The organism is Pantoea pleuroti (assembly GCF_014156615.1).
GTDB classification, from domain to species: Bacteria; Pseudomonadota; Gammaproteobacteria; order Enterobacterales; family Enterobacteriaceae; genus Pantoea; species Pantoea agglomerans.
Window position 1 is genome coordinate 1 of record NZ_SBFD01000007.1, and the last position, 15,446, is coordinate 15,446.

Genomic DNA, 15,446 nt, shown 5'->3' on the forward strand with positions numbered 1-15,446 from the left:
CCTCCTGCAGAGTCAACTTCTTTCTCAGAAGTTTTTCTCCGGCGGCGCAGTCTCCTGTGCCTCTCAACCCGCTTCCCGTTGCCGGTGTTCCGTGTCGATGGAGGCGCATTATAGGGAGTTTCCGCGGGCTGACAAGCGTTTCTTTGAATTAATTTGCTGAGCGCATCTTTTTTAAACGAACGGCTTAAAAAGAGACGTTTCATGACGGAATAACGCACAAAAATCGCCATTAAACGTTGTAAAGAGACCTGCCGTTGCTTAATGCGGGTGCTATTATTTTGCTTCTTGTCGCAGGATAACCCCAGGAAGGACACTCAATGATAAAATCCGCGCGCAGCATGGCTGGTTTGCCATGGATAGCTGCCATGGCCTTTTTCATGCAGTCACTCGACGCCACCATACTGAATACAGCCCTGCCCGCTATCGCCACCAGCCTTGACCGTTCTCCTCTGGCCATGCAATCCGCCGTCATCAGTTACACCCTGACTGTTGCTATGTTGATTCCGGTCAGCGGCTGGCTCGCCGATCGCTACGGCACGCGCAAGGTGTTTATCGTTGCCGTTTCGCTGTTCACCCTCGGCTCGCTGGCTTGTGCACTTTCTCCCACACTCCAGGTACTGGTCATCTCGCGCATCATACAGGGCGTCGGTGGTGCAATGATGATGCCGGTCGCGCGGCTGGCGCTGTTACGCGCCTATCCGCGCAGTGAGCTGTTGCCGGTGCTCAACTTTGTCACCATGCCGGGATTAGTTGGCCCGATACTGGGTCCAATGCTGGGCGGGGTGCTGGTGACCTACGCGACCTGGCACTGGATCTTCCTGATTAATATCCCGATTGGCATTCTCGGCATTATCTACGCACGCAAATATATGCCGGACTTCACCACGCCGAAGCGCCGCTTCGACTTTTTCGGCTTCTTATTGTTTGGGGCCGGACTGGTGATGATCTCGATTGGGATTGAGCTGTTTGGCGAGCGGATTGTTTCCGCCTGGCTGGCTGGCGGGATATTACTCAGCGGGATTGTGCTTTTGCTTCTTTATATAGTGCATGCCCGAAATCACCCTTCGCCACTGATCAATCTGCCGATGTTTAAAACCCGGACGTTCTCAGTGGGCATCGGTGGCAACATCGCGTCACGTCTTGGCACCGGCTGTGTGCCCTTTTTGATGCCGCTCATGTTGCAGGTCGGCTTTGGTTATTCAGCGATTATCGCGGGCTGCATGATGGCACCCATCGCCATTGGTTCAATACTGGCGAAGTCGACTGTGACGCAACTGCTGCGCTGGCTGGGTTACCGCCGCCTGCTGGTTGGCATTACCGCCATTATTGGCATTCTGATCGCCAGCTTCTCTCTGCAGTCGCCCGCTGAAAGCATCATTGTGCTATTACTTCCACTGTTTATTCTCGGCATGGCCATGTCTACGCAGTTTACCGCCATGAATACCATCACCCTGGCCGATCTGAATGATGATAACGCCAGCGGCGGTAACAGCGTGCTGGCCGTGACTCAGCAGCTAGCGATCAGTTTTGGTGTGGCCGTCAGCGCCGCGGTGCTGCGCTTCTACCAGGAGTTTGAAACCAGCACCATTTCACAATTCCACGCCACGTTTCTGACCATGGGCGTGGTAACAGTACTGTCGGCGCTGACCTTTATGCTGCTGAAAAACGGCGATGGTCGTAATCTAATCAGTAATCGCGACAAAAAGAAAAAGCGCTAAACCGATCCACGTACCACCAGTTCCGGCGTCAGCACCAGCGTTTGCTGACTGGCGTCGGGATTGCTGAGACGATAGAGCAGGGTGTCTATCGCCAGTTCACCCAGCGCATCTTTCGGCTGATGAATGGTACTCAGTGGCGGAGTGAGATAGCGCGCCAGTTCGATATCGTCATATCCCATTACCGCCATCTGGTGCGGAACCTGCATGCCGGCCTGATAGAGTGCGTGATAAACGCCCACCGCCATGGCATCGTTGCTGGTGAAAACCGCTTCCGGCGGCGTTTCCAGCGCCAGCAGTTCGACCATCCCGTTGTAGCCTCCCTGGAATTCAAAGTCACCATTCACCACATAGCCGGGCAGAATCGTCAGGCCACTCTTTGTCATGGCGTTGCGATAACCTTCCAGACGCATACGAGCCGGGGTTTTGTCCTGTGGACCGGCGATACAGGCGATGCGGGTATAACCACTGTCGATAAGATGCTGAGTCGCCATCTCCCCGCCCAGCAGCGCGTTATCCTGAATAATGTCACCACGGCCTTCAAACGGCGCCCAGTCCATCATAACGGCAGGTATAGAGGGATAACGGTTCAGAATATCGGCCGAGGGCAGGTGGCTTTCCGTACACATGATCAATAAACCGTCGACGCGCTTCTGCATCAGCGTTTCCAGGCTGCGGTTCATCCGCTCTTCATCGCCTGCCGTGTTACAGAGAATCAGGCTGTAGCCACGCTGATAGCAGCTCTCCTCCACGCCCCGCACCACTTCGGCATAAAATGGGTTACTACTGGTGGTCAGCAACATACCGATCGTGTGCGTCTGATTGATTTTCAGACTGCGCGCCAGCGCAGAGGGGGCGTAGTTCAGATGGCGGATGGCCTGCTCAACTTTTTCGCGCACGCCTTCACTAACAAAGCGATTGTTATTGATAACGTGCGAGACAGTGGAGGTAGAGACGCCCGCCAGGCGAGCGACATCTTTCATAGTGCTCAAATGCTTAGCCCTGCTGCTGCAAAAATTCATCGATCTCCGCGCGCCACGGCACGGAGGGCTGCGCACCCGAGCGCGTAACGGCGATAGCAGCGGCGGCATGGGCAAACCGCACCGCGTCATACATCGTTTTCTGCTCCAGCCGCGCGGTAATAAAGGCGCCATTAAAGGTATCGCCCGCCGCGATGGTGTCGATAGCTTTAACGCTGAAGCCAGCAATACGCTGACCATCTCCCTGCTCGCTCAGCCAGACACCGCGGCGACCCAGAGTAATCAGTACCGTGCCGATACCTTTCGCATGCAGCACTGCCGCAGCGCGGGCGGCATCTTCATCGTTGCTGACCGCAATGCCGGTCAGACTCTCGGCTTCGGTTTCATTCGGGGTAATAATGTCGATCAACGCCAGCAGTTCATCTGAAAGCTGAGTGGCGGGTGCAGGATTGAGAATAACCTGCGTCTGATGCTGTCGGGCAAGCGTCGCGGCAGCCAGCACACTCTCCAGCGGTGATTCCAGCTGCATCAATAGTGCATTGGCGTCGGCGATAACCTGCTGATGGCGCGTCACGCAGGCGGGGGTTAACGCCGCGTTTGCACCGGAGTAAATGCCGATATTGTTCTCACCGTCGCCATTGACGAAAATCATCGCCACACCGGTCGACTCACCCTCAACCACTTCGACCGGCGTAGTATCAATATTGTCCCGGGCCAGTTGCTGACGAACACGTTCACCAATGTCGTCAGCGCCCACACAGGCGATAAATGCGATATCGGCACCAGCACGACCGGCGGCGACAGCCTGATTCGCACCCTTACCGCCAAACGCAATCTGATAATTCTGCCCGATCACCGTTTCACCGGGACGAGGAAAGTGCGCCAGATTAAGGATGTGGTCAGCGTTAATGCTGCCAAGAACGGCCAGTTTTGCGTTTTTGCTCATTAGGGGAGTCCGGAATAAGTGCGCCACCAGGAGGGTGGCGCAGTGCCCTGCTTTTCTTTGAGTTATTGAGTGACCAGCTTCAGGTCGACCGGGTTGATCGCCTTCACTTTTTCACCCTTCAGCACTTTATCAGCGGTATCTACGCCGATCATGCCAATTTTGTCTGGCATCTGTGCCACGGTCGCAGACAGTTTGCCACCTTCTACCGCTTTAACGCCATCGGCAGTACCGTCAAAACCAACGACGATCACACCGGTTTTACCGGCGGTCTGCAGCGCACGCAGTGCACCCAGCGCCATTTCGTCGTTCTGAGCAAATACGGCCTGAACGTCCGGGTGTGCCTGAAGCAGGTTCTGCATGACGTTCAGACCTTTGGTACGGTCAAAATCGGCAGGCTGGCTGGCGAGGATCTGGAATTTGTGCGCATCAGCGGCCTGTTTGAAGCCTTCGCCACGCTCACGGGCGGCAGAAGTCCCGGCAATGCCCTGCAGTTCAATAATTCTGGCGTTTTCGCCGACTTTTTTGGCGATGAAGTCGCCGGCCATTTTACCGCCGAAACGGTTATCGGAGGCGACGTGACTGACAACGGTACCCTGTGCCGCAACGCGATCCAGCGTGATAACCGGGATGTTCGCCTGGTTAGCCATCTTCACCGCATTGCCCACAGCATCAGAGTCGGTTGGGTTGATCAGCAGCAGTTTGGTGCCGCGAACCGTCAGATCCTGCACGTTAGCCAGCTCTTTCGCCGGGTTGTTTTGTGAATCCAGCACCACCAGGTTGTAGCCCAGTTTGTCCGCTTCTTTCTGCGCACCCTCTTTCAGCGAAACAAAGAACGGGTTGTTCAGGGTTGAAACCACCAGCGCGATAGTATCTTTGGCCATAGCGCTGGTACTGAGCGTTGCGCCAAGGATCACGGCCAGTGCGGTTAACTTTTTCATCATGTCATCCTGTGTAAGGTCAGAGTTATTTACTGCTTTTATTATCTACCAGCACCGCCAGCAGGATTACTACCGCCTTAACGATCATCTGGTAGTACGAAGAGACGCCCATCAGGTTCAGGCCGTTGTTCAGGAAGCCGAGGATCAGTGCGCCAATCAGGGTGCCGAAAATACGCCCTTTACCGCCTGCCAGGCTGGTTCCGCCCAGCACGACCGCAGCAATCGCATCCAGCTCATAGCCGGTACCCGCTGTCGGCTGTGCCGAAGAAAGACGCGCCACTTCAATGGTGCCTGCCAGCGCCGCCAGCATGCCACTCAGTGAATAGACGATGATTTTGACGCGATTCACATTGATGCCGGAGAGACGCGTTGCCGCTTCATTACCGCCAAGCGCATAGATATAGCGACCCAGACGGGTGTGCTGCAGCATGTACCAGGCAGCAATAAAGACCAGCGCCATCAGCCAGACCGGCGCAGGAATACCCAGCGGACGACCAATACCAAACCAGCCCAGCAGATCGGCATTGGCATTAAAACCCGTGTTAACCGGACTGCCGTCAGTGTAGACCATGGTGACACCGCGCAGCAGCAGCATCATGACCAGCGTGGCGATAAACGCCTGCACCTTGCCGCGCGCCACAATGGTGCCGGTCAGGGCACCGATTGCCGCTCCCAGCGCCAGCGACGCCGCCACCGCGACCAGGGCATTCACCTCCATGCCCACCAGCGATGCACCCACCGCGCCCGTCAGGGCCAGCAGCGATCCCACAGAGAGATCGATACCAGAAGTGAGGATCACCAGCGTCATCCCTACCGCCATAATGGCGTTAACCGAGGTCTGCTGCAGAATGTTGAACAGGTTCGCCACGGTAAAGAAGTTCGGGCTCTGGCTGGCCACCACGGCGATCAGCACCATCAGCGCAATCAGCGACTTCTGTTCCAGTAGCCAGCTTTTGCTAAACCAGCGACGGCTGGCAGGTAAAGTTTGGGTCGTCATACCACTAAATCCTCGCTGTGTTGCTTGCCTACGGCGGCTGCCATCAGGCTCTCCTGAGTGGCTTCTTCTCGGGTAAATTCGCCGCTGATACGGCCTTCATGCATCACCAGAATCCGATCGCTCATGCCCAGCACTTCCGGCATTTCCGAGGAGACCAGAATGATGCTCAGCCCTTCGGCTTTAAACTGGTTAATCAGTTGATAGATCTCTTTCTTTGCGCCGACATCCACACCGCGTGTCGGTTCATCCAGAATCAGTACGTTAGGCCGGGTCATCAGACCGCGGGCAATCGCCACTTTCTGCTGGTTGCCGCCCGAAAGCAGACCAATGGGCTGCTCCATTGAAGGCGTTTTAACGTTAAACAGCCGGATAAAATCGCCCACCGCCAGCTGCTCTGCCGCATGTTTCAGCGTGCCGCTGCCGTGACTGAAATAGCCTAACGCTGTCAGCGACATGTTCTCTTTTACTGACATGCCCAACACCAGGCCATCGCGCTTACGATCTTCGGAGATATAGACGATGCCGTTAGCCAGCCCATCCTGCGGTGAGCGCGTCACCACTTCCCGACCATTGAGCCACAGTGTGCCCTCGCGACGCGGCAGGGCGCCGTAAAGCACCTTCATCAGTTCGGTACGGCCCGCGCCCATCAGGCCGGAAACGCCGAGGATTTCACCTTTACGCAGGCTGAAACTGACGTTATCCACGCCCGGTCCGCTGACGTTCTCCACTTTCAGCCGCACGTCGCCTGGTGCCTGATCAATATGGGGATATTGATCTTCCAGCTTACGGCCGACCATCATTTCGATCAGGCTCTCTTCCGTCAGCTCGCTGACCGGGCGTTCAGCAATAAACTGACCGTCGCGGAACACCGTGACGTCATCGCAGATCTCAAAGATCTCTTTCATGCGATGCGAGATATAAACGATGCCGCAGCCCTGCGCTTTCAGTTCGTTGATCACCCGGAACAGCGACAGTGTTTCGGTATCAGTCAGCGCATCGGTCGGCTCATCCATGATGATCACCTGCGACTCAAAGCTCAGGACTTTGGCAATTTCGACCATCTGCTGATCGCCAATCGACAAATCCCCCACCAGCTTGTGGCTGTTGAAGCGCAGATTAAGCCGTTTAAGCAGCGCATCGGCTTCGGCATACATACGCGGCCACTGGATACGGCCAAAACGGCTGACATATTCGCGGCCGAGGAAAATATTCTCCGCCACGGTTAACTGAGGGATCAGGTTCAGTTCCTGATGAATGATGCCAATACCCGCTTCCTGAGACGCTTTCGGCCCACTGAAACGGGTCTCTTTGCCCAGCCAGCGCAGCGTACCGGCATCATATTGATAGATGCCGGTCAGCACTTTCATCATGGTGGACTTGCCTGCGCCGTTCTCGCCCACCAGCGCCATCACGCGTCCTGCCCGGACATTCAGCGACGCCCCCTTGAGGGCTTTCACACCCGGAAAGGATTTTTCAATGCCGTCGAGTTGCAGTAAAGGTTGCATAGCGGCCTCAGAAGGTCACACCGGCGCTGAGGATGACATTCGCAAACGGAGAGCACTCTCCGCTGCGAATGACCGCCTGACTACGCTGCGTTTGTTGTTTGAATTGTTCATGACTGGTGTAGCTGATGGTGATGATATTGCCCTGGTGCTGTTGCAAGGCTTCGAGCACGGCGACAAGCGCGCTATGAAGTTGCGGATTATGCTGCTTAATCTCTCCCGCGATCAGGGCGCTCTCTACCTGCATCTCCAGTACGACAGCATTAACCACCTGCATAAAATCGGGCGTACCCGGCGTGAGCGCTAAATCGATGCGCTGCGGTCCGGCCGGAATCGGCAAGCCTGCATCAGCAATCGTCAGCGTATCCGTGTGTCCCAGGCGGGCAATCACATGAGAGAGTTCAGCGTTTAACAAGCGACCTTTTTTCATCTTTTCACTCCACAGCGAAACGTTTCGCTGTCAGGAGTGTATGAAAAGCCGCCATCAACTCAACCGGCAAAGAAGAAATCTGTGATCGTTATCGAAACGTTTCGCTCACGCGGGGGGAAATTTGTATTAAGTCGGGGAACGGGCAGAAAAAAGGGCCGCGAATGCGGCCCCGGAGGAGAGGATTAAGGCAGTTTCTTAACCTGCTTAACGTCCATCTCAATGCTGTTGAAATCTTTATCCAGTTCCCCCGTCAGCTCGACGTTGTCTTTAGGTGAGATAGTCTGGCCGTTCCAGTGCTTGTGGTCGATTTCGACTTTCATGGTGCCGGTCTGGTCGCGGAACAGATAATCTTCGTTGCCGATCTGTTTCTCCAGCTTACCGCGCACGGTGACCCAGCTGTCATCTTTCATCTCTTCAGCCTGCTTTACGGTCACCACACTGGTGTGATCGGCACTGAAACCGCCCTGACCGGCTGCTGCCTGCGACTGTGCGGCTGGCGCACTGGGATCAACAAATCCACCCTGCTGTGCAGCGAAAACCGGGGCAGAAGCCAGCATTACGACGGCCAGAATTGCAGCGTGCTTTTTCATTTTGTCACCTCTTTTCCATGATGTGGTTCGTCTTGTTGAGCTTAGTTGACCATAAAGTTCTTAACAGCTTCTTAAGAGGAAAAAATAAGCTATTTTCGCCGAAATCAGCTGTACAAGCAGGAAGTTGCTTCGTATAAAGCGCTATCGGAACAGGGAGACGTGATGCGTATTTTACTGATTGAAGATGATCGTTTAATTGGCGACGGTATCAAGGCGGGGCTGAGTAAACTGGGCTTCAGCGTTGACTGGTTTACCTCTGGTGAGGCGGGCTTTAACGCGCTGGAGGCCGCGCCCTGGGATGCGGTGATCCTGGACCTCTCACTGCCCGAGCGGGATGGGCTCGATATTCTGCGGCAGTGGCGACAGCAGGGGAAAGATGTACCGGTACTGATACTGACCGCCCGCGATGCGCTCGATCAGCGGGTCGAAGGCCTGCAACTGGGAGCCGACGACTATCTGTGTAAACCCTTTGCCTTAACTGAAGTGGCTGCTCGCTTACAGGCGCTGATCCGCCGCCGTCATGGCCAGCTGCAGCCCGAACTCCGGCACGGTAATGTGGTGCTGATCCCCGGCAGCCACAGTGTGATGCGTGAAGGTGAGGCGATTGCGCTGAAAAGCCGTGAACTGGCGCTGCTGGAACTGTTTATGCGAAACCCTGGCCGGGTGCTGACACGCAGCCAGCTGGAGGAGAAGCTCTACAACTGGGACGCCGATGTCTCCAGCAATGCGGTAGAAGTTCACATTCATCATCTGCGTAAAAAACTGGGCAGCCAGTTTATCCGCACGCTGCACGGCGTCGGTTATACCCTGGGGGCCGCCGAATGCGATCAATGAGCCTGTTTCTGCGGCTGGGTATCGGTTTTGTGCTGCTGCTCGGGATCTGCTGGGCCAGCGCCAGCCTGAGTGCCTGGCATCAGACACGTGAAACCCTTGATGAGCTCTTCGATACCCAACAAATGCTGCTGGCCAAGCGTCTGCTGACGCTGGATTTCTCCTCACTGGACAACGCCACTCTACCCAGAACCAAAGAGATACTGCGCCACCATCGCGGCGATCAGGATGACGACGCCCTGGCCTTTGCCGTCTTCACGCGTGACGGCAGGCAGGTGATGAATGATGGTGACAATGGCCGCTACCTGCCGTTTGAGGCGGAGTATCAGGGATTTCATGAGGGTCAGCTTACCAATGATGACGATCGCTGGCGGTTTGTCTGGCTGACTACGCCCGACCAGCAGTTCCGGGTGGTAGTGGGTCAGGAGTCCGAATACCGTGACGACATGACGCGGGATCTGATGAAAGCCAGCATGCTGCCCTGGCTGATCGCGCTGCCCTTTATGTTGCTGCTGCTGATCGGTCTGGTCTGGTCTGAACTGCGCCCACTGAAGACGCTGGCACAGCAGCTGGCGCAGCGCGCGCCCGATGATGATACGCCGCTGCAGGCAGACCGCGTGCCGAAAGAGGTGCAGCCGCTGATGGTCGCGCTCAACGGTCTGTTCAGCCGCATCAGCGCAATGATGCAGCGTGAACGGCGCTTTACCTCTGATGCCGCACATGAGCTGCGCAGTCCGCTGGCCGCGCTGCAGGTGCAAAGCGAGGTGATCCAGCTGACTGCAGATGATGAAGTGATGCGAACCCATGCGCTGCAGCAACTGGATGCCGGCATTATCCGCGCAACCCGGCTGGTGGATCAGCTGCTGACGCTCTCACGGGTTGAAGCAGATGATGCACGCAGCGCCTTCGAAACGGTGGCGCTGAAACGCACGGTCCAGGAGACGCTGGCTGCACAGCTGCCGCTGGCGGATAAAACGGGTGTCACGCTGCGGCTGCATGCTGACGCCGATCCGCAGATTCAGGGGCATCCGCTGTTACTGTCATTGCTGGTGCGTAATCTGCTGGATAATGCCATTCGCTATACGCCAGCGGGCAGCGAAGTTGATGTGCGGCTTCAGGCGAATAGCCTGTCGGTAGAGGATAACGGCGAAGGTCTGAGTGCAGCCGATCTGCAACGGCTTGGTGAACGTTTCTGGCGACCGCCAGGTCAGGAGAAGAGCGGAAGCGGGCTGGGATTATCGATAGTCCGCAATATCGCCCAGTTGCACGGGATGCAGGTCAGCTTCAGCCAGCGCTCAGGCGGCGGATTATGCGTTACGCTGTGCTGGTCAGCGCCCACCCCGTAAGGCGGGCGCTGCAGATCAAATTTCGACCTGGGTGCCCAGCTCAATCACCCGGTTTGGCGGGATCTCAAACTGGTCTGGCGCGCGGAGCGCATTGCGCTGCAGCGCCAGGAAGAGTTTGCCACGCAGGCGCAGATACCACGGCCGTTTGCCGATAATCAGCGACTCATGTGACATGAAGAAGGATGTCTCCATCATGCGGCAGTTGAGCCCTTCCAGCCCGCAACGGTGGAAAATCTCCTCGACGTTTGGCGTTTCGCGCCAGCCGTAGCTGGCCACCACCCGCCAGAAGGTGGGCGACAGCTGCTCAATCGTCACGCGACGCACGTTGTGCACGTAAGGCGCATCTTCCGTCCGCAACGTCAGCAGCACCACCCGCTCATGCAACACTTTGTTGTGCTTGAGGTTATGCAGCATGGCAAACGGAATCACATTCAGTGCACGCGACATATAGACCGCCGTGCCCGGCACGCGAACCGGCGGCGATTTCTCCAGTGACGCGATCATCGCCTCCAGGGAGTTGCCATGCTCGTGCATGCGGCGCAGCAGGCGGAAACGTTCGCTTTTCCACGTCGTCATAATGATAAACATCACCAGGCCGAGACAGAGCGGCAGCCAGCCACCGGAGAAGATTTTCACCAGGTTGGCGGTAAACAGCGGCACATCGATACAGAGCATCAGTACCAGGATGACGGCAACCGCCAGCTTATTCCAGTGCCAGTTTTTAACCGCCACGGTACAGGAGAGCATCGCGGTCAGCACCATGGTGCCGGTAACAGCTATGCCGTAGGCCGCAGCCAGATTACTTGAATGCTCAAAGCTGATAATCACAATCAGCACGGCGAAGTAGAGTACCCAGTTAATCACCGGAATATAGATCTGGCCCGATTCACGCTCAGAGGTGTGGATGATACGCATCCCCGGCAGATAGCCCAGTCGCACCGCCTGACGCGTCAGCGAGAAGACGCCGGAGATCACCGCCTGTGAGGCAATCACCGTGGCCAGCGTCGCCAGAATCAGCATCGGGATCAGCGCCCAGTCCGGCGCCAGCAGAAAGAAGGGGTTTTTAATCGCTTTGGGATCGCTGAGTAACAGCGCGCCCTGACCAAAGTAGTTCAGGACCAGCGACGGCAGCACCACCGAGAACCAGGCCAGTCGGATCGGCACTTTACCGAAATGACCCATATCGGCATACAGCGCTTCAACCCCGGTAATCGCCAGCACCACCGCGCCAAGCGCGAAGAATGAGACAGATTTATAGTGCAGGAAGAACTCGACCGCATAGGCGGGGTTCAGCGCATGCAGCACTTCCGGGTTTTTCATGATGCCGCTGACCCCAAGGATCGCCAGCACCAGGAACCATACCAGCATCACCGGCGCGAAGAGTTTACCCACCATGCCGGTGCCATGTTTCTGAATCGCAAACAGCAGCGTCAGCACCGCAATCGACATCGGCACAATAAAGGGATCCAGCGACGGCGCGGCAATCTCCAGGCCTTCAATGGCTGACATCACCGAAATGGCCGGCGTGATGACCACTTCCCCATAGAAGAAGCTGCCGCCAATCAGGCCCATGATCACCAGCACTGCCGTGGCGCGTGCACCCGTATGGCGGCCCGCCAGCGACATCAGTGTCAGAATGCCGCCTTCACCGGCGTTGTCGGCGCGCATCACATAGCTGATGTACTTCAGTGATACCACCAGCACCAGCAGCCAGAAAATCAGCGACAAAAAGCCAAACACCGCTTCCCGCTCAACGCCGAAGCCAAACTGTCCGGAGAGACATTCACGTAAGGTATACAGCGGACTGGTGCCGATATCCCCGTAAACAACACCAATAGCGGCCAGCGTTAATCCGCGAAGTGACTGCTTATTATCCGAGCTCATAGAGTTATCTTTTGTTGGAGTCTAAGAGGCGCAAAAAACCCCTCGCTCAGGCCATCAAAAAGCGCACAGTATGCACGGTTTGCCGAAAATTCCTATACCCGCTTCGCCTGTCTGTCAGGGTAACAGGGTGGTTTCAGGCATTAAAGCGTCAATCAGCGCCGCTTTCAAAGCAGGCAAACCTTATGAAACAAAAAAGCTGACAGCTATCAACGCTTTCACGCATGATGATCTATAGAGTAAGGCGCTTGCTGAAGCGCGGCGGCCCGACGATCGTAAGGACATTGAAGTGATTATGGCTCAACCCCATCTTTTGGCAGAAAGAATTTCTCGCCTTAGCAATGCGTTAGAAAAAGGATTGTATGAGCGACATCATGCCATCCGCCTTTGCCTGCTGGCAGCGCTGAGCGGTGAAAGCGTATTCCTGCTGGGACCGCCCGGCATCGCCAAGAGCCTGATTGCCCGCCGCCTGAAATATGCCTTTCAGCACGCCCGCGCCTTTGAGTATCTGATGACCCGTTTCTCCACACCGGAAGAGGTGTTTGGCCCGCTATCCATTCAGGCACTGAAGGATGAAGGGCGCTATCAGCGCCTCACTAAAGGTTATCTGCCCGACGCGGAGATTGTTTTTCTGGATGAGATCTGGAAAGCCGGCCCGGCGATTCTGAATACCCTGCTGACCGCTATCAACGAACGCCGCTTCCGCAATGGCGATAGTGAAGAGGCCATTCCGATGCGTCTGCTGGTCACTGCCTCCAATGAAATGCCGGAAGCGGACAGCGGCCTTGAAGCGCTCTATGATCGGATGCTGATCCGCCTGTGGCTGGATAATGTGCATGAGAAGCAGAACTTTCGCAGCATGCTGACCCATCAGCAGGATGAGCACACCAATCCGGTCGCGGAATCCCTGCGCATCAGTGATGAGGAGTATGCGCAGTGGCAGCTCGGCATCAGTCAGGTCAGCCTCCCGGATGCGGTGTTCGAGCTGATTTATCAGCTGCGCCAGCAACTGGAAAGCCAGCCCGCAGCGCCCTATATTTCCGATCGTCGCTGGAAAAAAGCGATTCATCTGCTGCAGGCCAGCGCCTTTTACAGTGGCCGCAGCGCCATTGCGCCGATAGACCTGATCCTGCTGAAAGATTGCCTCTGGCACGACGTCGCGTCCATGCAACTGCTGGAGCGTGAAATCGATCAGCTGATGACGCAGCACGCCTGGCAGCAGCAGCCGATGCTGCTGAAACTGCATCAGATAAAAGCGCGTCGCATGGCTCTGCAGCAGCAACAGAGCATCGCACAGGCGATCACCCTGGAAAAACACAGTGGGATGTTCAGTCGCAAACCCCATTACGATCTGCCGGAAACCTTCACTGATGAGCAACTGACGCTGATGCTGCAAAAGCCGCTGATGCTGCATGACATGCAGGTGACACATCTGGTTATCGCGCGTGATGCACTGAATCAGTGGCTGCAGAAAGGGGGCGAGGTTCGCGGCAAGCTCAATGGGATTGGCTTTGCGCAGAGTCTGGATTTACAGGTGGATGCGCAGCACTGCCTGGCTATCCGTGATGTCAGCCTGCAATCGTCGCGTCTGACACTGCCTGGCGTCAGCAACAGCGAGCCACTGCCCGGTGAGATCACCGAAGCGCTGGATGCACTGGAGAGTGAACTGCGGTCGCAGCGTCATCTGTTCAGCCAGCACCAGCGCTGCCTGTTTATCAGTGATGACTGGCTGGCGCGGGTTGAAACCAGCCTGCAGGATGTGGCGGAACAGCTGAAACAGGCGCGTAAATGATCCCACTGGAGACGCTCAGCACACTGCTCTCCGTGGGTGAAACCGAACTGATTGAAGAGCTGATTATTGCCCTGCTGGCGTCTCCACAGCTGGCGCTGTTTTTTGAAAAGTTTCCCGGGCTGAAAAAAGCGCTATTGCGCGATGTGCCACGCTGGCGAGCGGAGATCAACGCTGAACTCAAAACCACGCCGGTTCCGGCCACGCTGGCCGAAGAGTTTCAGCTGTTCCAGCGGGTACAACTCCTCAGCGATCGTGAATTCAGCCACCAGCTGAATGCCACACTTCAGGCGCTTGAAAGCCTGCCTTCCCCTTTTCTGGATGAAGCCAACCGGCTGCTGCAGCACACCGATATCAGCCATCTCAGCAGCGCGCAGCACCAGCTTTTTCTACAGCGCTGGCGGCTGAGCCTGACCTTACAGACCCTGACGCTGAATCAGGCGTTGCTGGAGCAGCAGCGCGAACGCCTGCTGGCGGAACTGCAGCAGCGTATGGCGCTGAGCGGTCAGCTGGCACCGATTCTCGGCGACGATGACGAAGCCGCCGCTGGCCGGCTGTGGGACATGAGCAAAGCGTCACTGCAGCCTGGCGACTATCAGCTGATGCTGCAATATGGCGACTTTCTGGCGCAGCAACCGGAGCTGCTGAAGCTGGCCCAGCAGCTGGGTCGCAGCCGCGAGGCAAAATCGGTGCCGTCGCAGGATGCCCCTATGGAGGCCTTTCACCATATGGTGCAGGAACCTGCGGCCGTGCCGGAGGAGGTCAGCGGCATTCACCAGAGCGATGACGTGCTGCGTCTGCTGCCGCCGGAATTAGCTGCGCTAAGTATCAGTGAACTGGAGCTGGAGTTTTACCGGCGGCTGGTAGAGAAACGGCTGCTGACCTACAAGCTGCAGGGCGATGCCTGGCATGAAAAGGTCACGATGCGTCCGGCCAGCCACCAGCAGCATGAAGAGCAGCCGCGCGGGCCGTTCATCGTCTGCGTCGATACCTCGGGTTCGATGGGTGGTTTCAATGAGCGCTGCGCCAAAGCGTTTTGTCTGGCGCTGCTGAAAGTCGCGCTGGCCGATCGCCGTCGCTGCTACATCATGCTGTTTGCGCATGAGGTGATCGGCTATGAACTGACCGGTGATGACGGGCTGGAACAGGCGATTCGCTTTCTCAGTCAGCGCTTTCGCGGCGGCACCGATCTGGCAGCCTGCCTCTCTTCCGTTGTGACCCGTATGGAAGGCGTCCTGTGGCAGGAAGCCGATGCGGTGATCGTCTCCGATTTTATTGCCCAGCGTCTGCCGGAAGAGGTGATCGGGACCATTAAAACGCGTCAGCGAAATAATCAGCAACGTTTTCACGCCGTGGCTATGTCGGCCCACGGGAAACCAGGCATTCTGCGCATCTTCGACCATATCTGGCGTTTCGATACCGGCATGAAAAGCCGTCTGCTGCGTCACTGGCGGCGTTAAGTCATCGGGCAGAAATGCATATTTGCTATAGTAAATTACCG

General features: G+C 56.6%; 13 protein-coding genes and 1 pseudogene. 5 read left to right on the forward strand and 9 right to left on the reverse strand.

What is annotated here, in order from left to right; all coding sequences use genetic code 11:
• Positions 1-314: pseudogene (locus tag EPG66_RS22880) on the reverse strand (hypothetical protein); the annotation flags it as partial.
• A gap of 3 nt (positions 315-317) precedes the next feature.
• On the opposite strand from EPG66_RS22880, the gene mdtD reads away from it, so the two are divergent.
• Entirely contained in the window at positions 318-1,718 is a 1,401-nt protein-coding gene (gene mdtD, locus EPG66_RS16275; RefSeq protein ID WP_031590970.1) for a multidrug transporter subunit MdtD, read from the forward strand.
• On the opposite strand, the gene rbsR is transcribed toward mdtD, so the two are convergent.
• From rbsR to EPG66_RS16310, 7 genes are all read right to left on the reverse strand, one after another.
• Positions 1,715-2,698 carry a ribose operon transcriptional repressor RbsR gene (gene rbsR / locus EPG66_RS16280; RefSeq protein WP_182687646.1) on the reverse strand — a complete coding sequence of 328 codons (984 nt, stop codon included), beginning with the start codon at positions 2,696-2,698 and terminating at the stop codon, positions 1,715-1,717. The two genes, mdtD and rbsR, sit on opposite strands and share 4 nt — an antisense overlap.
• 13 nt (positions 2,699-2,711) lie before the next feature.
• Positions 2,712-3,641: a ribokinase gene (gene rbsK, locus EPG66_RS16285; RefSeq protein WP_137230576.1), complete on the reverse strand. Its 930-nt coding sequence runs from the start codon at positions 3,639-3,641 to the stop codon at positions 2,712-2,714.
• A gap of 62 nt (positions 3,642-3,703) precedes the next feature.
• Positions 3,704-4,579 (reverse strand): ribose ABC transporter substrate-binding protein RbsB, encoded by an 876-nt coding sequence (gene rbsB / locus EPG66_RS16290; protein WP_031590976.1) that lies wholly within the window; start codon positions 4,577-4,579, stop codon positions 3,704-3,706.
• A gap of 25 nt (positions 4,580-4,604) precedes the next feature.
• Positions 4,605-5,576 (reverse strand): ribose ABC transporter permease, encoded by a 972-nt coding sequence (gene rbsC / locus EPG66_RS16295; protein WP_010258841.1) that lies wholly within the window; start codon positions 5,574-5,576, stop codon positions 4,605-4,607.
• Positions 5,573-7,081, reverse strand: coding sequence for a ribose ABC transporter ATP-binding protein RbsA (gene rbsA / locus EPG66_RS16300; RefSeq protein WP_010672182.1), 1,509 nt, complete (start codon positions 7,079-7,081; stop codon positions 5,573-5,575). Before rbsA ends, rbsC begins: the two co-directional genes overlap by 4 nt.
• A 7-nt stretch (positions 7,082-7,088) precedes the next feature.
• Entirely contained in the window at positions 7,089-7,508 is a 420-nt protein-coding gene (gene rbsD, locus EPG66_RS16305; RefSeq protein ID WP_182687550.1) for a D-ribose pyranase, read from the reverse strand.
• A gap of 182 nt (positions 7,509-7,690) precedes the next feature.
• Positions 7,691-8,098, reverse strand: a complete 408-nt coding sequence (locus EPG66_RS16310; protein WP_182687552.1) for a YgiW/YdeI family stress tolerance OB fold protein — start codon at positions 8,096-8,098, stop codon at positions 7,691-7,693.
• 162 nt (positions 8,099-8,260) lie between these two features.
• On the opposite strand from EPG66_RS16310, the gene qseB reads away from it, so the two are divergent.
• Positions 8,261-8,932: a quorum sensing response regulator transcription factor QseB gene (gene qseB, locus EPG66_RS16315; RefSeq protein ID WP_010258847.1), complete on the forward strand. Its 672-nt coding sequence runs from the start codon at positions 8,261-8,263 to the stop codon at positions 8,930-8,932.
• The gene (qseC, locus tag EPG66_RS16320; protein WP_143991316.1) at positions 8,920-10,275 is read left to right on the forward strand and encodes a quorum sensing histidine kinase QseC; all 1,356 of its coding nucleotides are present in this window, start codon (positions 8,920-8,922) and stop codon (positions 10,273-10,275) included. The genes qseB and qseC overlap by 13 nt, the downstream gene beginning before the upstream one ends.
• A gap of 15 nt (positions 10,276-10,290) precedes the next feature.
• On the opposite strand, the gene kup is transcribed toward qseC, so the two are convergent.
• Positions 10,291-12,159 carry a low affinity potassium transporter Kup gene (gene kup / locus EPG66_RS16325; protein WP_010258849.1) on the reverse strand — a complete coding sequence of 623 codons (1,869 nt, stop codon included), beginning with the start codon at positions 12,157-12,159 and terminating at the stop codon, positions 10,291-10,293.
• Between the two features lie 292 nt (positions 12,160-12,451).
• On the opposite strand from kup, the gene ravA reads away from it, so the two are divergent.
• Both ravA and viaA read left to right on the forward strand, forming a co-directional pair.
• The gene (gene ravA, locus EPG66_RS16330) at positions 12,452-13,948 is read left to right on the forward strand and encodes an ATPase RavA (RefSeq protein WP_031590986.1); all 1,497 of its coding nucleotides are present in this window, start codon (positions 12,452-12,454) and stop codon (positions 13,946-13,948) included.
• Positions 13,945-15,405 carry an ATPase RavA stimulator ViaA gene (viaA, locus tag EPG66_RS16335; RefSeq protein ID WP_031590988.1) on the forward strand — a complete coding sequence of 487 codons (1,461 nt, stop codon included), beginning with the start codon at positions 13,945-13,947 and terminating at the stop codon, positions 15,403-15,405. The genes ravA and viaA overlap by 4 nt, the downstream gene beginning before the upstream one ends.
• The last annotated feature ends 41 nt before the right edge of the window (positions 15,406-15,446 follow it).